The organism is Nesterenkonia halotolerans (assembly GCF_014874065.1).
Lineage (GTDB): Bacteria > Actinomycetota > Actinomycetes > Actinomycetales > Micrococcaceae > Nesterenkonia > Nesterenkonia halotolerans.
The window spans coordinates 503,314-525,263 of the sequence record NZ_JADBEE010000001.1 but is presented as its reverse complement, the minus strand read 5'-3'; the positions used below and the strand labels follow the sequence as shown (position 1 = coordinate 525,263).

Here is a 21,950-nt window from a genome sequence, read left to right as displayed (position 1 = left end):
AGGAACGCCACTCGGCTGAACATCAGGCACTCCGCGCACAGAAAGACGGAGTCCCAGATCGGCCAGCGTGAAGGGAGACGCTGTCTCAGCCGATCCGGGACTCCCGAATCACTCGCACCTTGATGAGGTACTCCCAAATTTAGGGCGACTCCTTAGACAGACGCTGGCAGGATGCTGAGAAGTACCTGAAGAGGGTCAAGTACGGGAACCGGAGAGCTGAGGGGACTGCGCGCACTTCTCCCGTGAGGGTCTGCATGGATCATCGGTGGCTCTTCCTGCGCATGCTTGGGAAGAAAGACCCCGCCCTCTGGCGGGATCCCGTTCCTCATCTCATCGACACGCCCGTGTCCAGAACCTCATGCTTCACAACACCTAGGAACTCAGGGCCGCATCCAGTGCTGCGGTCACTTGGTGATACGTCGCCATGAGTGCAGAGATGTCGGTGGGATCGATGAATGCTGGCGGCAGAGCCGTCACGCTGATCGTCACAGCTGTGCCGTCGTCGCGGACCGCGTTGCGGGTCTGATAGCCGGGGAAGTCTCCGCCGTGACCCCAGGCTGCCCCGCCACTGCTCAGCGGGTAGAACTGCAGCCCCAGCCCATACCGTGTGCCTGCCCAGAACGTCTCATCGGCAGGGAGTGTCGTTGTCATCTGCTCCAGGGCGGCAGTGCTGGTGAGCTCACCAGTAATCAGCGCCTGCATGAAGATGTTCAGCTCCGCCGGGGTCGAGACGATCTGGCCTGAGCCCCAGGACGATGACGGGTCGGTCTCGGTCCAATCCTTGAGCCCTTCGTGACCGGCGTTGACGTGGTATCCGCGCAGGTGTGGCTGGGAGATGACCCGTTCCCCTCCACCAGGCATGAACGTCTGCTTCAATTCCAGGGGCTTGATGATCCGGTGAGTGACTTCTTGTTCAAGGGAGCTCCCTGTCACAGCCTCGATGAGCATTCCCAGCACGAGGTAGTTGGTATTGCTATACGCCCACTGCTCACCCGGGGCGGATGCCACCGGCGACGTCAGCGCCAAAGCCAGAAGGTCCTGGGGTGGAGTGCGCCTGAAGAACGCGGCGTCATCGGCCAGGAGAGACTGCACGTAGTCCGGCAGCCCTGAGGTGTGCTGGAGCAGCTGGCGCACAGTGATCGACGGGCTCAAACCCTGGTGCTGGCTCACCAGCTGGGGCAGTGGCGCGTCGATGGTCCCATCGAGGTCAACTTTGCCTGCGTCGACGAGCTGCATCACCACCGCGGCGGTGAACATCTTCGTGGCGCTGCCCATGCGGACCAACTGGTCAGGCTCTGCGGCCTGCTCGGTAGAGAGGTCCGCGGTACCGGCGGCCCGAGACTGATGATCTCCGGTAGGGGAGGTTCGTGTTCCCAGCGCCGCAGGGAAGCCGGCTTTCACCAGCTCGTCCAAGCTGCCCTGGAGAGCATTTCTGGTCGGGTCCTTCACTGCTGTTTGGTGTTGCGGGGGGCTCTGTGCCTGGTTCGCATCGTCAGGATGTGAGGGCGGGTGGTGAGAGTCGGTGACGTGAGAGATGACATCTCCTCGGTGGTTGTGGGTCTGAGGGTTCTCGGAACGTCGCCAAAACCATCGCTTCTGTCGCCCTATTCCGGGTTCACGAGATTTGTGATGAAGCGAACTAGTCTCGCAGTGGGGAGTGGCGGACGAAGCCGCAGCGCGCCGATCGCTTGGCGTTGGTGACGGAGTTTGTGGGACTTGTCCCCGTGACTCGACCCGAAGTTCTGGGAGAGTGGTGTCTGGTCATATCGAGGACGGGAGTCGGTTCTCCATGTGCCAGACCGGTGGCGCGCTCAGGGGTTCGGTGGAGGACGTGACGGTGAAGCCATGGCGTTCATAGAGCCGCACGTTGCGCGGATCAGAGGTCTCTAGCTCGACTCGTTGTGCACCGTGTGTGGCAGCTGCGCTGAGTCCGAAAAACAAGAGGGCCGTCGCGAGGCCCTGGCCTTGGCTTTCCGGGCGTACCCCGAGGGTCTCAAGACGCCACGCTCCAGGTGAGCCCTCGGTCTGGGTCAGGCGATCAATCCGGTCTCCGTGGAGCGCGAGGATCTGCTCGAGCACCTCCGGAGCAGGTGTTGGCGGGTCCGGTGGCAGAAGCGCGAGCACGCCCTCAATAGCGCCTGTGACCACGACGATCCCGTGCTGCTCAGCCTGGGTCAGGTGCAGGTGTTGTAGCCGGTGCAGGCGCAGCTCATATTCCTGTGTGGGAATGACGTGCCGGGTCCAGGGGTAGTCCTTAAAGGCTGCGGTGAGCGTGTGGGCCGCAGCCTCGAGATCTTCAGTTCCCGCGAGCCGCGCCCGCGAAGCAGAGCCGGCACCTGACCTCTCTGGGGCTGATGGACCATCTTTCGTCCTGGCGTTGATAATCCGCGCCTCAAGATCTGAGGGTACGGGTTCCTCAGACCGTTTGATGTCTGCAGCGTCAAGCCGTGTCATGGTGGACTGGAGCTCTTCGAGTTCGGCAGATATCGACGGGTCGGTGACCGCGACCTGGATGAACTCCTGCTTCTGGGCATCGCTCAGGTGGCCTGTGAGTGCTGCGGCCCTCAGTTCTTCTCGCCGCCGAGACTCTTCCTTCATCGTGTGCCACGACCTCCAAATGTTATTGCTCATGCTCTTGACCCGGAATGCAGCCGTCTACGTAGCGTCGCGACACTCATCCCCATTGAGGGCACAGAGTTCTTGATAACTCCCATCATCGGCCTGAGGGACAGAGCGGCCTGACTAAGCGCAAAATGCTACCTCACGAGGGACTCGAGGAGAACGAGCCGGGGTCTGTCGGCTCAGAATTCAGAGAAGGTCCGCCGACCTGATGCGGTAGCCAGCGCGGCTTAGCTCTCTGCGGGCCTGAAAGGAAACAGTCAGGCCGAGAAGCTAAGGACCAGACTGACCTCTCATTCCAGCTTTGGAGCAATCTCATAAACCATGGGGTTTCTGCGGCACCGCGATGGGGCCCTATGACAATCGGCACCGTGGGTTCCAGTGCCAAAGTGACACGGCTTCGGTGCTGTGAAATGGCGCCCCGTGCCTGGTGTGCAGAGTGTGGTTCTTGGGTAGCCAGTTGTTATAGTTAAAATATAACAACTATGATTATCCCATGTTGTTCCGCGTGGACCCCAGTTCAAGCCAGCCGCTCTTCGAACAGCTCGCGGCTCAGGTTCGCATGGCGGTGCTTTCCGGAGACCTTCCCGATGGTGAGCGTCTTCCCGCTGCTCGGGAGGTCGGAGAAGCGCTGCAGGTCAATCAGCACACCGTGCTCCATGCCTACCAATCACTAAGAGATGAAGGCCTGATCGAGCTGCGCCGAGGCCGCGGAGCAGTGGTCACCGCCAGCTCATCGGAGCGTTACCAGGGCTTGGCGCAATCTCTTGAAGCAGTGCGAGCCGAAGCCCGCCGCCTGGGTTTGCCGCTCTCAGCAGTGGCCAGAATGATCGACCAACCTGCAGAGGGAGCCACATGAGTGCACCAGCGATGACAGACGAGAAGCGAGCCGTCCCATACCTGGGACGCCGAATCATCTGGGGCGTCTTGGTCCCTGCCCTCGTCACCGGGGCAGCGTTCATCCAGGCGTTTCGATGGTTACCTCGTCTTCCTGAGGAGGTGGCGCTCCAGTGGGGAGAGAAAGTCACCCGACGCGGACCCGTCGATGAGTTGTTGTGGGTCAACGGGGCTATAGCGGTGTTGAGCTTGGTGCTACTAGCCGTCTTCGCTGTCGGCGCTGGTAGAACGGCGATGGTCCGCCGCTTGGTTCTTGGTCTTGCTGTTGGGCAGTCAGTCTTCTTCGCAGGTCTTTTGCTCGCTCCCTTGGCAGTGCAGCTCGACACTGAGCCTGGCACGGTTCCAGAAGGGTTCGAGACGAACCTATTGATTGCCGGAGCTCTGGGTATCGCAGTAGGCGCTATTGCTGCCTTGACTGCTGGAAGTGATGCCAGGCTCCCAGCGAGAGGTCCAGTCGCAGGAGACAAGGCCGCACTTGCAGAGGGTGAACGCGCCGTATGGATCAAGCGCGTCTTTCCTACCCCGATGTTCCTGATGGTCGGCGTCCTCGTGGGAGGAGCCACCCTGGGAATTCTGGGCTGGGCTTCTTGGGTCAGTGACTCATGGTTCGGATTCGCAGCGGGTGTGGTCGTGCTTATGCTGGTCTCGAGCGCGATGGTCTGGCGAGTCAGAGTTGATTCTCGAGGCCTGACCGCTAGGGCCGTGCTTGGGTGGCCACGGCTGCATGTCCCAGCAGACGAGGTGCAGGGAGTGGAGTCGCGAGTAGTGCAAAGCCCCCTGAGAGAGTTCGGTGGATGGGGAATCCGCACGTCACTCTCTGAGCCCAGCGGGACTGTCGGTGTGATCATCCGCGGCGGGGAAGCTATCGACATTTCTCGAAGCGGACAGCGCCGCGTGGGCATCGCCGTCAAAGACTCCACAGCCGGCGCCTCGCTCCTCAGCGCTTTAGCTCAACGCAGCCGGGCCTCTTTCGAGAGCGAGCAATAAGCGGCTCCTCTCCCACATTGTTGGTTATGGAAAACTCTCCGGCCTCAGCCGTATATCCCGATATCGCGATCGCGCTTCTGCCCCAGAAGGTGTCCCACTATCGCTTTCCAAGGGGTCTCTGCGTTTCTGAACATTGATACTCTCGGCCCATGGAACGGTGCTCGATAATTGTGTCTGTACAGACGGCTGCCGCCTTGGCCGGCGAAGTCGCTGACAGAGTGCGAAGTGCTCCACCTCTGAATAACCGCTGGTTGCGGCCACAGTTGTCGAGACACAGCAGTCTCAGGGAGGGCCTATGAGAGACGCCTCGGTCACTCGGAAGCTGGCGACACTCGTTGCCGCACTTTCTCTGTTTGCGGCCCTGGCTCAGCTGCCAGGCGGCGTCAACAATTGGTGGAGCTTCGGACTCTTCGTGGGCTGTGCCGTGGTGTGGAGCGTCCTGGCGATCGTCAATCCCCAACGAAGGACACCCCATGGGCAAGACGGGTAAGGACCTACTCGTTGGTGCCGGCCTGGGGATGGTTCTCGTCGTGGTGATCGAGATGGCGCGCTACTTCCTCCCGGGGGATCGCTCACTGGCCGGTATGGCTTGGACAACTCTGTGGGGCGTCTCGTTTGCAGCTTTCATGTGGAGCGTGAGCCGTTCTGATGAACCCAACACGGTCCGGGGCCCGAAAGATCGTTCACTGGCTGAACGTCGAGCAGACCCACGACCTGAACAACCCCGCAACCCCGGCTCCTAGGCGATGACGGGCCACTGATTGTGGTGTTGCAGGTTTGCAGTGGGGGCTCAAGCCGTCCTGATGGTTCGAAACACTCGGCCCATGGCTGCGACGGGCTCAAAGTTGGGCGTCGCATAAAGCTGTAGGTTTATAAGACATCTATGGGTACGGGTCGATTGACGGTTTGCATTTCGACAGCGAGGTCGGAGCGACTCAACGGACGAAAGTGGAATCCAGGACTACCCGTCGGTGGTGTGGAGATACGATTTACCTAACGACCGACTAAAAAATGAGTCAATACCAGCGGATGACGTGGGAGTTTAACGGTGGACACCTGGATCGATCAGTTTCTGGCAGCTTTCCCGGACCGCACGGACGTGGCAGATGCAGATTCGACTGCGTTCGACTTCTCGATCGACAGAATAAACATGGCCGGGGGTGAATCGGTCCCAATACAACGAGCCGGCGTCACGGCTATCGTAGGCTCGAACAACGCAGGCAAATCGACGCTTCTTCGCGAAATCTCGGAGTTGATCTCCCATCGTCGAGGATCAGCCGAACGACCCCGAGTAGCTGTCGAGTCCCTAAACGTGACTCGACGAGGAACCACTGCGGATGCAATTTCTTGGCTTGGACAGAACGCGAGTTTCGTTGTTCAGGACCATCAATCCGGGTTTCATCGAGCAGAGACGGGGATACTGGATCCGGCCACCATTCAGTACAACTGGACGCACTCTTCCGCAGGTCTTGGTGGACTCGCGGGATCCGTCGTGTTCTACGGTGACGCTCAGCGGAGATTTAATATCGGGGGTGCCGCCGAGATGCGTGACTCCCATACGGACCCGCCCGAGCATCCCATCCACTACTTACAGGACTCGAAAGAACTTCTCGAGAACGTCAGTGCAATCTCCCAACAGATATTTGGCAAGCCACTGACGTTGGACACTCTGGGTCGAACCATACGCCTACGCGTCGGCGAGACAGAGATGGAACCACCTAGGATTGACGATATCTCGGCAGAGTATCGAGAGCGCGTAGCAGCCTTGCATCCCCTGGATGCCCAAGGCGATGGTATGCGCAGTCTCATGGGACAGCTGCTGCCAATAATTACTGCAGCGTACAAGATTGTCATAATTGATGAACCAGAAGCGTTCTTGCACCCGCCGCAAGCTCATGCTCTCGGAGCCGAGCTGGGACGTATCGCCGTAAGTACTGGTCTACAAATAATTGTCGCCACTCACGACCGAAGTTTTTTAACCGGTTTGCTCGACTCTGGTGTAGATGTTTCAGTAGTTCGGTTGACCCGCGGTGATGGGCCCGCGCGGGGTAGCCGACTCGACTCGAATCAGCTTAGAGATCTTTGGGCGGATCCAGTGTTGAAGTACACGAATGTACTGGATGGCTTGTTCCACCGATTAGTAGTCGTCGCAGAAGCTGAGGGCGACTGCGCGTACCTCGCGGCTGCAGTGGAGACTGGTGAGCCCAGGGAAGACAGCGTTCCGCGCAACGAAATTTTGTTTGTTCCAACGGGGGGCAAGGATGGGATGGCCAAGGTCGCAGCGGCGCTAACAGCGGTAAACGTTCCAGTTGTCGTTGCACCGGACCTGGATATGCTGGCGGATGTATCAAAGCTTAAGGCTCTCGTTGAATCATTAGGTGCCGAATGGACTACTGAGATGTCTGACGCGTGGCGTCTGGCGACGGTGAACCTCAACACTAGCCGAGAGCCCGCGACTGTTAACGATGTTCTTGTGTCAATAGAATCTGCTTTGCATGAGAGTCGCGGAGAGAAGTTCAGTGCTGAGCACAAAAAGACTATAAGTGCGCTTTCACGCACTAAAGATTCGCCATGGTCTGCCGTAAAAGAGCATGGAATGTCTGCTTTTAAAGGTGAATCATACACGGCGGCGCAAAAATTGCTCGCTCTTTTGGATGAGGCTGGAGTGGTGCTTGTCCGCGAAGGGGAGCTCGAAGGACTTGCGCCAGAGGTCACCGCAAGGAAAGGGCTGCCTTGGCTTCAAGCTGCTTTGACGGATGGACAGCAGAGTAACCAAGTTACACAAGCACACGTGAAAAGAATTCTCAAATCCGGAGTGTTTAAAATTAGAAGTATTGTGAATAGAGCTGCATAGTAATAAATGTGAAATCTACTAAAAAAGCATGGCACGAGTCCAATATTAAATTGTAAATACGTTACTGGACTGCAATCCTTCGTCGCTAGTTCTTTCGAATGCCTCGCAACCTTTTCCTAAAGGTTTACCCGTCTGGTAGTGCGCGCTGGAGCTCTCGGTAGATCGTGGCGCGGGAGACATCGAAGAGCTCCGCCAGCTCGGACTGAGTGTGAGTTCCAGCTGCATGGGTGGCGAGTAGGTGCTTGCGCTTCGAAGGCGAGAGCTTGGGCTGCTTCCCACGTAGCCGACCCTTGGACTTTGCGATCGCCATCCCTTCTCGTGTGCGCGCCCGAATCAGATCGGCCTCGAACTCCGCCACCATGCCGAGGACGTTGTAGAGCAGTCGGCCCACCGCATCATTTGGATCGTAGAGACTGGCCCCGATGCTTAGCGTCACCCCTTTGGCGGTGAGCTCGTCAGCGATGTTCCGCGCATCCGGCAGCGACCGGGCGAGTCGGTCGAGCTTGGTCACCACCAGTGTGTCCCCAGAGCGGACGGCGGCGAGCGCTTCACGGAGCCCGGGGCGGGTTCGGTTGGTGCCGGTGAGTCCGTGGTCGACGTAGACCTGATCGGGGTCCACGCCGGTCCACGCCGAGTCCGATGAGTCCTTCGCGTTGGGCGGTGAGGTCTTGCCCTGTGGTCGAAACCCGGGCGTATCCGATCTTCAGTCCAGTCATGATCCCAAGTGTTGCAGATAAGGGGCGTTCACCGTGCTTTTAATCGGGCGGGGTATACGTGCATCCGGAGCCCAGTATCTATATGGGGTGGATTCGGTGTGGGGGAGTGCCCGGTGAGCGACCGGCTTACGGGCACTCATGTTCCGCTTAAGCAGGTGACGACCGATACGAGATCATCCTTCAGAACTAGGTTCTGGTTCGAATAGTTCCGTGACGCCTTCCGTAATGGTGGCTAGAGTCACGAACATGGATATGGAGACGAATGGCCAGGCATACAACGGACGTGCTCCTAGCGTGAAAGTGCAGAACGGAGCGACGTACACGGTGACCAAAAGACCCCGTCCGAGGCCTGGTCAGGGTTCCTTCTACTGGCTCGGCGATAACGGCCAGGAAATCGAACTCACCGAGCAGGAAACAGCCGAGTTGTTCTAACGCGGACGGGTCGCCTTGCGGGCGCCCCTGCTTCAGGTGATGCTTCGGTGCACGCTCAGAGATCGGCTTACGCCCGGTAGCGACTACCAGACGGGCCCACCGCGTTTCCTCCAGAGGCCCCGCCGAGGAATCTCAGCGCATCCGGCCCCATGCAGAGTGTGAACTAATTAGCTGCTGGGCTGCCCACGACAGGTGAGCTCCAGGGCCTCCCTTGGACTGAGAGCCCCGCTTCTTCGCCGTCGGATCCAGACATGTGCCTCCGATGACCAGCACTACGCCCCGAAATTGAGACGGTCCTGAGCGTTGGTCCTAGCCGTCGTGACTGGCACCGATGATGTCGCCCGACTCAGCCCTGCTGCTGGCGTATCGACATAGACCGACTCCGCTTTCTCAACCGCATAAGTCTCGTGCCAAATCCCTACTGCCCCCGGGTCTTGTCGGGCGCGGCGATTAAACGCAGCCCAGGCCGGCCGGTGGGAGGACTCCGGATCAGCGGCATACCGATACAGGGCCTCGGTCGATGACCAGTACTGGATCACCAGCGGCCCACCGCGGCCAATCGTCATCCGGTAACCGAGTAGCCCTGAGTCTGGATCACGTGAGAGCTCCTCCAACATCTTCGGCATTGCCGCGAAGACTGGGGCCCACCGGTTGAACTTCCACGGCTTATTAATGGTCATCCCGATCATGAACACCACAACAGGCCCTTCGTGCCGGTGTGTGTGCCGCCCTCTGATGATCTTGGGCATGACGCCTCCGAAATAATTGACCTGAACTCGTCCTCGACGCCTAGTCAAACACTCCCAGTACGAAATCGAACTAGCGGCTCTCCCAAACAAGCCGGTTTCGCAACATTCCCCGCAGATGCGATTCCAGCACAAGGCGTTACTCAGGACGCCCGCTAGACCATCCCTTAGCGTGCATCGACTTTGTGATTCGCGGCGACATGTGGAGGTCCAGTGGCCTCGCTGGGAGTCACCTCGATACAGGCGGACCAAGGCATCTCCGGTCATTGGGTGCGCCATCATCGCTGCGAAGTGCTCGAGGTCCATACCGGTAAACCACGCGCGGGACTCCACGAGTAGAGGCCCACACGATCATGAGCAAGGAATCGTGCGGACCTCGATTTTTCTCGTGTTAGAGGTATCCGGCTTCTTCCATCTCTTCTTCAGTCATAGCCCGATCGGGATCTATCAGTCCGACCATGACAGCGTCGTCATCGAGGATCCGGATGGGCCCCTCAAACTGAATTTCGCCGTAGATGTCGTATTCGCAACCGAGTTCAACGGCAAGGTCGAACTGCTCGTCGTCAGGAACTTCAGCGACTTCTTCGTAGTAGGGGCAGTCCGCCGGAGGTGCCGGGGGATTCGTCGGCTCTCTAGGAAGCGTTTCGTCTGCCCCCTCGGGGGGTGACGCTAACTCCGCTGGCAGAGAAGCGGTGCTGTCTTCGGCCTCAGGTGACGGAGTTCCGCAGGACGTCAAGAGGAGGGCGCAGCCCACGACTGGAAAGATCATGAATTTCTTGTGCGACATGTCGCCTTCCGAAAGTTGCTGTAGACAAACTTCGTTGAATTTTTAGAGTACAAGATTGTAAAACAAGTGACTATAGGACGCCGTCAAGTGCCCAAATCCTCAGCTTGGCACCCGTCCAGCCCGCGCGACCAGCGTTGACGCGACGAAACCACCCACCCCAGGGCGTCACTTGCGGGTGGAGACAGACCGACTGCTCGCGACGCCACGCACAATTACGGGCTGGGGGAGTGGCCGGGAAAGGCACTGAGGTCTACGTGAGGGAGAGTGGCCGGGCAGTGCTGGGCTTCTGAGTCGCTCGGGTCGAGAGCTTCTCGCAACTGTTGTTTCGCCCGTTGGTAGTGTCCCCGCGCAGTCGAGGCGGGAAGGCCCAGGATCTGGCCGGCGTCGGTGACGCTGAAGCCTTCCCAGTGCACGAGTTTCACCAGCTCGCTGAGCTGGGGGTCGAGTCGTTGCACGGCGTCGCGGACTTCAACGAGGTCGTCAGCTGCCTGGGAAGCGTCCTCTGGCCGCAGCATCATCTTCAGCTTGCTGGCCAACCGGTGTCGACGGCGCTGCCCCCGCTCTGAGTTCATCAGCACGTTCCGCGCGATGCCGAACAACCACATCCGGGAAACTTCGGCGCCCTGAGGGTCGTCCTCTTCGCGTTGCCACGCGACCAGCATCGTCTCGGCCACCAGATCTGCCGCGGTGTCGGGGGCGGTGCGGCGTTCGAAGTAGTGCAGTAGATCGAGTGAGTTGGCGCGGACGGATGCTTCCACAGGGGAATCGTGTGAGTTTCTCAACCTCCCATCCCCCCTCGCTCGGTTTCGTGGGCATCCATGTCGTTCGACTCTTCTAACCAGCTGCCCTCGAAATCGGCCCCGGGGCAGGAGTGTCCCACGGTGTAACCACCCACACGGATGTCCTCCATGGCATCTTCATGATCAATATGAATTCCGAAAGAAAGCTCGAGATCTACGGCATGGAAATACGCGGCGTCTTCGCTTCTATCTAGCGCACCAGGGAAATTACTCTGCACCTCAAGTGTTTCCTGAAACCTCTCGGTTTTCACCAGCTCATCAACTCGGGATTGAGCATCTGACGTGATCTCTCGGGCGAAGGCGTCTTGTTCGGCCGTCATCGAGTAGTCGCCTGTGTTCTCGACCCCGGGAGGGCCCATGCTGAGCATCCGGACTTCTACGTCGCATTCGGCACCGCTGGGGAGTTCGAAGCTGTAGCTCGCGTGAGGTTCTGTTCCCATGTCCGCCCAGTAGCTGCGCAACTCGGTTACCGCGACCGCCGCGGTGGTGCCACCTACAAGTAGGAAGGCGGCAAGACCACAGGCGGCACCGCGTGAGAGCCGGAATCGACTGTGCTGGGGAGCCTTCCCGGCCTTCTTGCGGGTTTCTGTAGAGACCCGATCCAGTTCTTCCTGAATTTCAAGGGTGGCAGGGGTTCCTGCCGGCGCGGAGTAATTCAAGCGGGTGTCTAGAGGATCATCGCCGCCTGGGGGCTGGTCATGGTCACGAGGTGAGCCAGTCATCTCACGGTCCTTCCACTGGGGATGAATACCTTGTCACCTAGTACATGTCCGGCCGAGCCCAAAACGTCCGCCGCATTTGTATTTTTTTGATCTCCGACTCGAAGCCCTAGGCACGGTCACCGGGAATCCCCGGAATTTAAGTGTGGCCAGTCTGGGGGGTCAGGCCAATGTGACTTGACGCTGTGACTTAGAAATCTGGGCTGCTCGGAGGGCCGGGAGTGCCGGGTGAGCGATCGCTTCCGGTGCCCGATAGTCGGGTGTCTTTCGGACACTTACATTCCAGTTGTGCACTCGATGCCCGCTGAGGGATCGTCTAGCGTGCTGAGAGAGTCTCCTCCTGATCGATGCGACGGAGTCTCTGCGTCTCAGCGCCGCCCTGCTGTACACAGACGACACAGGGAACGAAAGTCGCCAATCGGGCCTCCAAGCTTGTGTAGCCGATGCGTCAGGCAGACATGGTCTTTGCTGCCAGATAATCTCAGCTCAGATGCGCTGCACTCAGCACCGCCGAGAAGAATCGACATGCGATGAGACAGCGACACCTCTGGGCACTCATTCCCGCGGCCCTGGCGATCTTCAACATGGGCGTCCAATTGACGATTACATTCTTCGACGATCGTGGAGGGGGGCAGTACGGAACGTCCTATGAGGTCAGATGGCTATTCGACCTAGGGATCTACCTCACTTATCTCGCCGGACTCACCCTCGTCGACCTATGTCGCAAGCGACGGGTGCTCATGGGTTTGGGGGCCACGGTCGCCTTCGGTATCACCTCAGCAAGCTGGCTCGCCGGCGATACCATAGGGGGTGGCCTCCTGGGCTTAATGGGGTCCTTCGCCACCACGGTACTTGGCATTCTCCTGGTAGTTCTCGTGGTCAAGCGGCACGGACGCGACGCCTCACTCTGAGACTGGGGAGTCGTGGGTCGCCCTCGCCGCCCGAAATAACCGAGAAGTACGACGATGTGTCCCCGCAGCTCTGACGGGACGAAGGATCGGCCAAGAGGGCCGCAAGACACCGAAGAGTTGGAGGTATCACGCTGGATACTTCAGATCGGACAGTAAGTGCCGCCGGGCCCTATGAGCTGATGCTAGGCCAGATTCGCACGCGGGATTTCTTCACTCCTCGTGAGCTACTCATAAGAGAAAAGCCCGAGACCGTTCGCGCTACGGTCCATCGGCTTCACGTCTTCTTCGAACCCGGCGAGATCCGGCAATTTTCAGAAGACGGCAGGTTCGACGCTTCCTACAATGTGTTCTCGGGTGAATGGTCATTCCGAGAGGCAGAGCACGAGACACATGAGGTCCGCGAAGATTTCCCGCACCAGCCCCTATCTCTGTGGATGGGCACTCCTCAATTTCTCCCTATATGGGGAGGCCCGCACTCTCTTTGGCGTACCCACGAGTTTGAGAGTCTGGGAGAGGGCATCTATTGAGCGTCATATTCCGAGGTGAGTTCCGGTCTCAATGCCGGACACGCTGACATCGACACAGCAGCCAACTGCGTGACCACGATGCGTCTCCATTCAACGACTTACACTCTCTTGGACCCGAGATAAGCCCGTCCCGCGACGGCCCACGGTGAATGCGCTCGACGTAGAGGGTTTCGTATCTGCCCGTCTAGGGTCGGTCCTACGGGCGCTTGTATTCCAGTTTCAGGATCGATTTTCAGGATCGATGCCCGCAGAGGGATCGGTTTCCGAGCGCTGAGGCTCTAGGTGATGCAGGCCCTTTTGGGATCCATCACTTCCGAAGAAAGAACTGAAACTTGGCGTGCCGTTCGAGCTCATCTCTATTTGGTTGGCTTTTTCTGGGGAAGTCCGTCCAGAGCCCTTCGCAAGGGTGTGTTCGCAGAACAGAGGTGTAGTCCCCTGCGAGAGTTGTCGACCAAGTCTTTGACGTTCCAGGTCGTGACGGGGACGCGTTCCTGAGCAGGTACTGAGGTTCTACCGATGTACGCGAATACGGCGGTGGTGAGGACTAGGACAGATAACAGCGACAGCATCATGTTCCTTCGAGTAGGCGATCAGCGAAGCGCTGGTGGATGTAGAAACTGGTACGAATACGTGTGGGCCCGGTGTTTCTCGGTAGGGACCTGCCTCCAAGCCCAGATCGTCAGAGTGAGAGGGGTAGGATCAGGCTCCCCTTGAGTCGATGGTCTGCGGGGAATCGTTGTGCCATGATCTGCAAGCCCATCGGGTTTCGCAGAGGGGCTACATCGTTGTGCAGGGTGTGCCACGCAGCATTGAGGCCCCTTGTTTCAAGGCCTCGACTTTCCATAGAGGCGGGTCCGGACTGCCAAGCCGGCGCAGAGAATGACGGCGAAACCGCCCAACGCGATCGAGATCGAGATCTGTTCTCCTAGGATCAGCGCAGCCCAGAGGATGCCCATCACCGGTTGTACTAGCTGGACCTGGCTGACTTGGGTGATCGGTCCGATGGCAAGCCCTCGGTACCACGCGAAGAATCCGAGAAACATGCTGATCACGGCGAGGTAGGCGAATGATAACCACTCAGCCGGCCCCCCAGAAGGCGATTGTTCTATGATCGCGATGACGGTGAAGAGGCCCATGACCGGAGCGGCTACTACAAGCGCCCAGCAGATGGTCTGCCAGGATCCCAGTTCACGGGAGAGCAGCCCACCTTCGGCGTAGCCGAACGCGGCCGCGATCACCGCGGCGAATAACAAGAGATCTGACCAGGCGAGCTGGCCGAACCCGCCGCCCTGCAACGAGGCGAACACGATGGCCGCCGCTGCACCGAGCAATGCGAATACCCAGAACGACGGTGTCGGGTGTTCTCGTCCTCGCACGACCGCGACGATCGCCGTGGCAGCCGGTAGGACTCCGATGACCATCGCCCCATGACTGGCTGAGGCCGTATCCAGGGCGTATGAGGTCAACATTGGGAAGCCGATTACCACTCCGCCGGAGACAATCGCCAACCGCGCCCACTGAGCCCGGTGCGGCCAGCGCTGGCGCGTCACTGATAGCACCAGCACCGCCAAGACAGCGGCGATGACTGCACGGGCCGAGCCGATGAACAGGGGAGACAAGGTGCCCACCGCGATGCGGGTGAAGGGGAGCGTGAATGAAAAGGCCGCCACGCCTAGCAATCCCCATAGGAGACCGACACGAGAAGATAACACTGGTCCGCAGTACACTGTAGCGCTACTATAGTCTGACATGAACAACGATAGCACTGAGCGAGTGTCTACTGGCCTCCAGACCTGGATCCGGTCAGCGGCGCCAGGATCCCAGCTGCCTTCTAACCGCGAGTTGGTTGCGCAATACGGGGTCAGCCCGGTGACGGTACAGAAAGCCATGAAGGTACTCTCCGCGCGGGGCTTAGTGGAATCCCGGCCTGGAGTCGGCACGTTCGTCCGGCCCGCGCACACTACGGGCCCAGTTGATTACAGCTGGCAGACCGCCGCATTAGCAGCGCCCCAGCATCGCGGCCCGTCCCTGTCGGCGACACAGCGCACCGTTACCGCAGAGATGATCAGTCTGCATTCCGGGTATCCTTCCCGCGAGTTATTGCCTGAGAAGCTCGTGCGAACAGCCCTGGCACGCGCTGCCCGGACTGAGTCCGCGATGACGCGATCACCGGCACAAGGCCTACCCGAGTTGCAGGCGTGGTTCGCAGGACAAGTCGCAGCGGAGACCCCACATCATGTGACGCCGCCAGCGGCACGCGACGCGATCATTCTCAATGGCAGCCAGAGTGGTCTCAGCTCGGTGTTTCGCTCTGTCGTCGGAGCGGGCGGGACTTTATTGGTCGAGTCACCTACCTATTGGGGCGCAATCCTCGCTGCCCGCCAGACCGGTGTCGAACTAGTTCCTGTTCCCGCTGGCCCTTCGGGGCCAGATCCTGAAGACCTGGACCGGGCCTTCGCGGAAACGGGGGCACGAGCGTTTTACGCTCAACCGAACTTCGCCAACCCCACCGGAGTTCAATGGAGCCTGGAGCGGGGAGAGGCGGTGCTCGGGGTAGTCCAAGAGCACGGAGCGTTTCTCATTGAAGATGACTGGGCTCATGACCTGGGCATCGACGCGGAGTCCCGGCCCCTGGTGGCTCACGACCGCGACGGACGAGTCATCTACCTGAGGTCACTGACCAAGAGCGTGTCCCCGTCCCTGCGGGTGGCGGCGGTGATCGCCCGCGGTCCCGCGCGAGAACGGATCCTCGCCGATCGCGCCGCAGAGGCCATGTACGTCAGTGGCATCCTCCAGGCCGCAGCGCTGGACGTGGTCACGCAGCCCGGTTGGGCAACCCATCTGCGAGGGTTCCGCACCCGACTGCGCACCCGTCGGGATCACTTGATCGGGAGCCTTCAAAAATGTCTGCCCGAGGCCCATATCGAGCGCGCGCCCTTAGGGGGCCTTAACCTGTGGGTTCGTATGCCAGATGGAGTCGACGTTGACCAGCTCGCCCGTGATGCTTACGTCAAAGGCCTTGTCATCGCGCCAGGAACTGAGTGGTTTCCTGCCGAGCCCGCAGGGCCGTATATCCGACTCAACTACTGCGGCCCAGACCCGGAGCGCTTCGACGAAGGAATCGAGCTTCTAAAGCGTGCCCTCGACGATGCACACTGACAGATCGTCTTGCGCGGGATATGACTGTGTTAAGGAACGCACAGGGATCCTGGAGGGAGGCACGCTGGGTCGAGTCATTTGGTCAAAGCTTCACGGTGAAAGACTGGTCAGATGATCTCCAACGTGCCACTTCCAGAGTCACTACTCACGAACACCGGGAGTTTTACGCTTCGTCGCGCCTGCCACAATGATCTATCCGGCCTGGTGACACTCCTCGCAGACGACACCATCAGCGCAGGACGTGGCGACCGCGCCGCTTCGGAGGACACGACGCTCTACGAGACTGCGCTCGAAGAGCTCATCGCAGATCCATCTAATGAGATCCTTGTGGTCGTTGATGAGGGCGACTGGCCAGTGGCGACGATGCAACTGACTCGCATACCAGGTCTGTCCCGACGAGGCTCCACACGACTCTTGGTCGAAGCGGTGCGAGTTGCGAACAACCAGCGATCCAACGGTCTTGGCTCGGCCATGATGAAGTGGGTGATCGATGTTGCTGCTCGAGCCACGGGAGCTTCTCTAGTGCAGCTGACATCGGACGCCGCGAGGGTTGACGCCCACCGGTTTTACGAGCGGCTTGGTTTTGTGGGTTCCCATCGCGGATTCAAGTTCCAGATCGAACATTAGTTACAGCTGGTACCCCCGGTGAAGAACTGGTCATCTGCTTTAGAACTCTTCAAGGCACAGCCAGGTCTGTGCACCGGGTGGGTTCTGCCAGAATTACCGGGTGATCTCCTTTCTCTCCGCGCCCACAAACCTTGGGCTTCGACCCCCAGTCCCCGGCGGTGTGCCTGGTACGAACAAGGCCCCTGAAGCCCTTCGTCAGGCAGGATTGATTCATCGACTCACGGCCATGGGTGGGCGTGAAGCGGGAATCGTTTTACCGGGGCGCTACGTCGATGATGACGCGACGCGCCCGGCCGGTCGTGTCCGCAACCAAGAGGCGATGGTCGATCACGCGCGCCGACTCGCATCCAGTGTCGAGGACATTCTCGAAGCAGGTGACACGCCGCTGGTGATAGGGGGCGATTGCAGCCTCCTACTGGGGGGTTGGGCTAGCTCTCTCGAGACGGGGTCGCGCAGGGTTGGTCCACGTCGATGGGCACACCGACTTTCGTCACCCAGGCAATAGTCAGCGATGCGCGAGCGTCGCTGGAGAGGACCTAGCGGCTGCGGTCGGAATGCACTGGCCGGCTATCGCTGACATCGACGGCATGGGTCCGTACTTCACGCCCAGTCGGGTGGTGCATATCGGACATCGCGATGATGATGAGGAAGCCGAGGAAGCGCACCGCAGTCTCGGTCTGGTCATTTCGGCAGGCGGAGCGATCACCACTGGGCCGGCGAGCATGGTGTCGCAGGTCAGCGAAGTCGCTGGTGAAGGGTACTGGCTCCAGGTCGATGTGGACGTCCTTGATCCCACAGTGATGCCAGCTGTCGATAGTCCAGACCCCGGAGGCCTCGACGCTGAACAACTGATCGAGCTCCTTGATCACCTCGCTCCCCAGGCCATAGGCGCCTCGGTGACGGTTTTCGATCCAGATCTTGACCCCGATGGGCAATATGCGAGGGTCGTCACTGACGTGATCGCGAAAGGCCTTCACCGGTTGGGGCGGGACGTTCTACCGCTGGCTGAAGGACACCGGACTTCGTGGGAGCTCGAGTGAGACAAGACGCGGTTCACGCAAGAAGACCCACGCCCACAACATCAACAATGGCCACACCGGCGAGCCCCAAGTACACGGCACCGGCGATGTAGCTCAGGGTTGCGGCTCCCTTTCTCGAGCTAGTGAAGCGCGCGTTGAAGGTTCCAGCCAAGACGCCGATCGCCCCGTATAGGACGACTTCCATTACGACGTTGACCGCGCCCAGCATTGCTAGCTGGAGTCCTGTGCTCTGAGCGCGCCCCATGAACTGCGGAAGGACCGCCACGAAGAAGAGAATGATCTTCGGGTTCGTGAGGCTGATCAACAGACCCCGCACGTAAGGCCGTGCCGTGACGCTGACCTCGTGGCCATCGGTCGCCCGACGGGCGCTGCGAAAGGTTCCGATTGCCAGCCAGATCAGGTAGCCGGCGCCGAGTAGCTTCACCAGGTCGAAGAGCAGTGGGTGTGCTTGGGCTAGTTGTCCTATCCCGGCGACGGCTCCCGCGGCGTAGAGACTCATCCCGGTCCCGATGCCGAGGATCGCCGTGACGGCAGCCCGTCGACCTCGCTCGAGGCCCACGGCGACCATGAAAGCCATATCGGGTCCTGGAGGGATCAAGAACAGCAAGATCACGGCGATAAACGCCGGCAGGACCGCGGCATCAACCACCCCGCACCACCGAAGGATCAGTGTTGTCGATGTGGATGGAAAGCCCGGTTTCACCTGGGGCGATGTCTGGGACTAGTTCCCATTCGTCGGTGTACTGGCCGGTGAACTGGGGACGGTAAGGGATTGGTGTCTCGGTGGGAAGCTGATCCAACTTCTTCAGCAGGCTCTCACGTACTTGGTCGTAATCCTTGGTGAAGTCCGCGCTTGGTAGCGCCCATGGGGTCAGGACGCTCATCCCGGTGTAGGCGAACGTGCCGTGCAGAATGCCGTGGAGCAGTTCGGTGATCTCACCGCTCTTGCCCCTGGGGCCGATCGAAGCTGGGTGGTCACCCAGTGTGGTGAGAACCAGTGCTTTTTTATCGGTGAAGGGGCCCTGTTCGTAGCGCAGTCGCTTTCCGGTGTCTGGGTCTTTGCCGAAGGCGAAGCCGCTGATGAACAGTCGGTCGAACCATCCTTTGAGGATGGCCGGCATCCCGTACCACCACAGCGGGAATTGAACGATGACAACATCGGCGCGCAGGATCTTCTCGTGCTCCGTGCGGAGCTCTGCGGGCAGTGCGTCGTCGAGGTAGGCCTGGCGGACATCGGCAGAGACTCGGAACCGATGCCCCTCTGGAAGCTGTGCATCTGAGGCCCGGACGACCGGATCCCACCCCGTGGCGTAGAGGTCGGACTCCAAGACTTCGTGGCCTTGCGCGCGAAGGTGAGTGATGCTGTCGCGGCGGAGCTGATGTGTCAAGGACTGAGGCTCCGGGTGAGCACTCACCCAGAGAATGGTCTTCGCGTTGGTCATAGACCAATCGTCCCTGTTCGGGGGACACTTGTGTAGTACGGTCATTTTTGTCGCCAGGAGGTTCGGATGCGTGTACCGGTGGAGCGAGCGATGCAGGTGTGCCCGGTCGAGGTGGCTGTCTCAGTGCTCGGTGGCGCGTGGAAGCTGACGTTGGTGAAGTACTTGCTGGAGGGGACCCACCGTTTCGGGGAGTTGGGGCGCCGGGTGCCGACGGCGAATACCAAGACGTTGACTCGTCAGCTGCGTGAACTGGAGCAAGACGGAATCGTGGCGCGCAAGGTGTTCCAGCAGGTGCCTCCGAAGGTCGAGTACTCGCTTACCGAATGGGGATTGTCGTTGGCGCCGCTGGTGGCGTTGATGAATGAGTGGGGCACAGCGTTCGTCGATTCACCGCCATCATCTCGGTGATGAATCCTCCAAACATCGTCCGAGCATATCGACGCCGACGATGTAGCCGCTGCACGTATACCCCGCGCGAATATAGGCGCGCGAAAGGACCCCTCAACGTTCACCGGATAGTCGACAAAAGCTTAGGTGCCCGGAAGCGGACCCGCATATCGGTCACATGTGCCCGCGCAGCACCCACATTCGTTCTCACCCCTCATGCCCGGGCCACACCAAAAGACCCGACGGGCGAGGTGCCCTGCACCGTTACAGGCCCCTAACAATTCCTCGAAGTAGTTGCCGACCTGATCCACCATCTGCCTACGGTGAAGTATCAAGACGAGATTCACCCCGGGCTTGGAGGCCATCACATGACCCGTCGCCCCATGGCGTTCACTGCTGCCATCGCTGCCAGCACTCTGGCACTCACCAGCTGCGGAGCCTCCGATGACGACACAGAACCTGACCCGGCCACCACCGAGCAGGCTCCCACAGAGCAAAAACCATCAAGCGAGGCGTCGGGCACCGAGACCGCGACGCCTGAGAATGACGGGTCGTCCCCTGAGGCCGAGGACACCCCCACGGCCGAGCCCACGCAGTCTCAAGAAACCCCAGTGGACAAGTCTGAGCCCTTTGACCCTGAGGAATTCACCCTCGACGGCGTCCAGCAGGACACGGGATCGGCCGATCTTGGCGACATCACCGATGTCCGGCGCGGGCTCCACGACGGGTTCGAACGGGTGGTCTTCGAGTTCAGCACCAACGCGGAGCCGAGTTTCTACTCTGTCCAATGGGCAGAGGACCCGAGCTCCATGATGATGCAAGAACCTATCGACGTGGCAGGAGACGCTGCTCTCTTGTTCCGCGTCAATGGTGTCCATGCTGGCCTACCCGAGGACAGCCCCGCCGGTGATGAACTCTTCGAATTCGACGAGGGAGACCCGTTTGTGATCGAAGGAAGCTCCGTCTTCACTGAGGTCCATCCCGGTGGCCGTGTCGAAGCAGACGCCCAGTACTTCATCGGTCTGGATACTCAACGCGAGATCCGAGTAGAAGCACTCGGTGATCCTGGCCGGATTGTCATCGACGTCGCCACCGAATAAGACCAGGTCCTCACCCTATGGCCGGGTTGCGCCGCCCAGGCAGACGGTGCGCGACCCCTCACCCTTGGCTGACCATATTCCTGCCCAGTCCGAGTGCCGCTACGGAGTGACGCCTCTCCGACCGACAAGCGTGCGAGTTGCCTGGACTGCTGACAGAACTGCAAGCACGAGGACCAGAAAGCCTACAACCACACTGAGCGCTTCCCCTGTCATCCACAAAAGTCCACCGCCAATGGACAGCGTGTCGGAGAGCATTCCTAGAACTGTCGCAGCACACGACACCAGAGAAATGACACCTATCGCGACCAAAAGCTTTTTCGCGGCTCGGGACAGCCGCAGGACCAGGAGAGTGAGGATGAAGATCGCGATTGGGATGACAAGTCTGCAGGACCTCGGAACTCCCATATCGATCTCTAGCTCGTACTGCGAAATGAGATTCTGCCATGCACGAGCGCCGATAGCCGCGATAGCGACGAGAACAGCAAGACCGCTCACCAAAGCATGTCTCACCACTTGCCAATCTAGTTTCACGTTCGCCTTGGCAACCCTTCTTTTGGTGTCAGCCTAGCGTCAGGCCCATTCGAGGTTGCCGAGAGGATCAAGGATTGGAGGGGGTCTGCGGCTCTGCGCCCGTAAGCCAATCCTCTAGCGCGCGATGCAGTCGCCGTCCCGGAAAATCGGTCAACCCGCTAGGAAGTCTCCCGACGATCGGTCGTGTCCGGCTGCCACCCCTCCTTCTCTCGAATGGCACGCTGAATCCGCAAGCTGATATCCCGCAACTGGTGCTTCTGGGCACTTGTGAGCGGGTTCAGGATTAGATCCTTGACCGTTTGCGTATGCGTAGGCGTGGCGCGTCTGACTATCTCTGAGCCCTTCCCGGTCAATGTCGCCAAAGTGGACCTTCCATCAGAGGGGTCTTGAGACCGCTGGACCCATCCACGGCCTTCGAGCCGGGACGCCGCTCGAGAGAGGCGCGAAAGCGAACTGTTGGCGTACCCGGCCAGGGTGCTCATACGCAGTACGCCATCTGGTGCATCGTCCAACGCGAACAGGATGCCGTACTCGAAATGAGTGAGTCCATGGGCATCGCCCAAGGCGGAATCGAGTGCTGGTGGTAACCATTCAAGCACTGTCGCTAGTGCCGCCCACGTCTCGAGTTCCTCGCTCGCGAAGACCGATGTGCTGTTTGGATCGATCATG

21 protein-coding genes and 1 pseudogene are annotated in these 21,950 nt (G+C 59.8%); 11 read left to right on the top strand and 11 right to left on the bottom strand.

What is annotated here, in order from left to right:
* Positions 1-372 precede the first annotated feature (372 nt).
* Both H4W26_RS02420 and H4W26_RS02415 read right to left on the bottom strand, forming a co-directional pair.
* Complete coding sequence (locus H4W26_RS02420; protein ID WP_192590578.1) at positions 373-1,413, bottom strand: serine hydrolase domain-containing protein; 1,041 nt, start codon at positions 1,411-1,413, stop codon at positions 373-375.
* Positions 1,414-1,761: 348 nt separating this feature from the next.
* Positions 1,762-2,631 (bottom strand): GNAT family N-acetyltransferase, encoded by an 870-nt coding sequence (locus H4W26_RS02415; protein WP_225939562.1) that lies wholly within the window; start codon positions 2,629-2,631, stop codon positions 1,762-1,764.
* Positions 2,632-3,115: 484 nt separating this feature from the next.
* On the opposite strand from H4W26_RS02415, the gene H4W26_RS02410 reads away from it, so the two are divergent.
* The 3 genes from H4W26_RS02410 (at position 3,116) to H4W26_RS14165 (ending at position 7,357) form a co-directional block, all read left to right on the top strand.
* Positions 3,116-3,478 carry a GntR family transcriptional regulator gene (locus H4W26_RS02410; RefSeq protein ID WP_192590577.1) on the top strand — a complete coding sequence of 121 codons (363 nt, stop codon included), beginning with the start codon at positions 3,116-3,118 and terminating at the stop codon, positions 3,476-3,478.
* A gap of 11 nt (positions 3,479-3,489) precedes the next feature.
* Positions 3,490-4,503 (top strand): hypothetical protein, encoded by a 1,014-nt coding sequence (locus H4W26_RS02405; RefSeq protein WP_192590576.1) that lies wholly within the window; start codon positions 3,490-3,492, stop codon positions 4,501-4,503.
* Between the two features lie 1,048 nt (positions 4,504-5,551).
* Positions 5,552-7,357, top strand: coding sequence for an ATP-dependent nuclease (locus H4W26_RS14165; RefSeq protein ID WP_192590575.1), 1,806 nt, complete (start codon positions 5,552-5,554; stop codon positions 7,355-7,357).
* Positions 7,358-7,481: 124 nt separating this feature from the next.
* Here the strand turns inward: H4W26_RS14165 and H4W26_RS02395 are convergent.
* Positions 7,482-8,073 (bottom strand): annotated as a pseudogene (locus tag H4W26_RS02395) (recombinase family protein).
* Between the two features lie 246 nt (positions 8,074-8,319).
* Here H4W26_RS02395 and H4W26_RS02390 point away from each other — a divergent pair.
* A complete protein-coding gene (locus H4W26_RS02390; protein WP_192590574.1) occupies positions 8,320-8,505 on the top strand; it encodes a hypothetical protein in 186 nt (61 codons plus the stop codon).
* Positions 8,506-8,777: 272 nt separating this feature from the next.
* Here the strand turns inward: H4W26_RS02390 and H4W26_RS02385 are convergent, their stop codons facing one another.
* From H4W26_RS02385 to H4W26_RS02370, 4 genes are all read right to left on the bottom strand, one after another.
* Complete coding sequence (locus H4W26_RS02385) at positions 8,778-9,194, bottom strand: DUF4188 domain-containing protein (protein WP_225939752.1); 417 nt, start codon at positions 9,192-9,194, stop codon at positions 8,778-8,780.
* A gap of 448 nt (positions 9,195-9,642) precedes the next feature.
* Positions 9,643-10,038, bottom strand: a complete 396-nt coding sequence (locus H4W26_RS02380; protein WP_192590572.1) for a hypothetical protein — start codon at positions 10,036-10,038, stop codon at positions 9,643-9,645.
* A 212-nt stretch (positions 10,039-10,250) separates the two neighbouring features.
* Positions 10,251-10,796: an RNA polymerase sigma factor gene (locus H4W26_RS02375; RefSeq protein ID WP_318779743.1), complete on the bottom strand. Its 546-nt coding sequence runs from the start codon at positions 10,794-10,796 to the stop codon at positions 10,251-10,253.
* 20 nt (positions 10,797-10,816) lie between these two features.
* The gene (locus H4W26_RS02370) at positions 10,817-11,560 is read right to left on the bottom strand and encodes a hypothetical protein (RefSeq protein ID WP_192590570.1); all 744 of its coding nucleotides are present in this window, start codon (positions 11,558-11,560) and stop codon (positions 10,817-10,819) included.
* 527 nt (positions 11,561-12,087) lie between these two features.
* Here H4W26_RS02370 and H4W26_RS02365 point away from each other — a divergent pair.
* Complete coding sequence (locus H4W26_RS02365) at positions 12,088-12,468, top strand: G protein-coupled receptor family protein (protein ID WP_192590569.1); 381 nt, start codon at positions 12,088-12,090, stop codon at positions 12,466-12,468.
* 1,351 nt (positions 12,469-13,819) lie between these two features.
* Here H4W26_RS02365 and H4W26_RS02360 read toward each other — a convergent pair.
* Complete coding sequence (locus H4W26_RS02360) at positions 13,820-14,746, bottom strand: DMT family transporter (RefSeq protein ID WP_192590568.1); 927 nt, start codon at positions 14,744-14,746, stop codon at positions 13,820-13,822.
* On the opposite strand from H4W26_RS02360, the gene H4W26_RS02355 reads away from it, so the two are divergent.
* From H4W26_RS02355 to H4W26_RS02345, 4 genes are all read left to right on the top strand, one after another.
* A complete protein-coding gene (locus H4W26_RS02355) occupies positions 14,745-16,154 on the top strand; it encodes an aminotransferase-like domain-containing protein (RefSeq protein ID WP_192590567.1) in 1,410 nt (469 codons plus the stop codon). The genes H4W26_RS02360 and H4W26_RS02355 overlap by 2 nt on opposite strands.
* A 111-nt stretch (positions 16,155-16,265) precedes the next feature.
* Entirely contained in the window at positions 16,266-16,781 is a 516-nt protein-coding gene (locus H4W26_RS02350; protein WP_192590566.1) for a GNAT family N-acetyltransferase, read from the top strand.
* A gap of 100 nt (positions 16,782-16,881) precedes the next feature.
* Positions 16,882-17,286, top strand: coding sequence for an arginase family protein (locus H4W26_RS13860; RefSeq protein ID WP_318779742.1), 405 nt, complete (start codon positions 16,882-16,884; stop codon positions 17,284-17,286).
* A complete protein-coding gene (locus tag H4W26_RS02345) occupies positions 17,240-17,821 on the top strand; it encodes an arginase family protein (protein ID WP_264080819.1) in 582 nt (193 codons plus the stop codon). Before H4W26_RS13860 ends, H4W26_RS02345 begins: the two co-directional genes overlap by 47 nt.
* Positions 17,822-17,834: 13 nt before the next feature.
* On the opposite strand, the gene H4W26_RS02340 is transcribed toward H4W26_RS02345, so the two are convergent.
* Together H4W26_RS02340 and H4W26_RS02335 are read right to left on the bottom strand one after the other, a co-directional pair.
* Positions 17,835-18,434, bottom strand: coding sequence for a LysE family translocator (locus H4W26_RS02340; protein WP_318779838.1), 600 nt, complete (start codon positions 18,432-18,434; stop codon positions 17,835-17,837).
* Between the two features lie 28 nt (positions 18,435-18,462).
* A complete protein-coding gene (locus H4W26_RS02335; protein ID WP_192590564.1) occupies positions 18,463-19,263 on the bottom strand; it encodes an NAD(P)H-dependent oxidoreductase in 801 nt (266 codons plus the stop codon).
* 66 nt (positions 19,264-19,329) lie between these two features.
* Here H4W26_RS02335 and H4W26_RS02330 point away from each other — a divergent pair, with 66 nt between their 5' ends.
* A complete protein-coding gene (locus tag H4W26_RS02330; RefSeq protein ID WP_192590563.1) occupies positions 19,330-19,671 on the top strand; it encodes a winged helix-turn-helix transcriptional regulator in 342 nt (113 codons plus the stop codon).
* Positions 19,672-20,018: 347 nt separating this feature from the next.
* A complete protein-coding gene (locus tag H4W26_RS02325; protein WP_192590562.1) occupies positions 20,019-20,750 on the top strand; it encodes an AMIN-like domain-containing (lipo)protein in 732 nt (243 codons plus the stop codon).
* Between the two features lie 689 nt (positions 20,751-21,439).
* Here the strand turns inward: H4W26_RS02325 and H4W26_RS02320 are convergent.
* Complete coding sequence (locus H4W26_RS02320) at positions 21,440-21,949, bottom strand: MarR family winged helix-turn-helix transcriptional regulator (protein WP_192590561.1); 510 nt, start codon at positions 21,947-21,949, stop codon at positions 21,440-21,442.
* Between the last annotated feature and the right edge of the window lies 1 nt (position 21,950).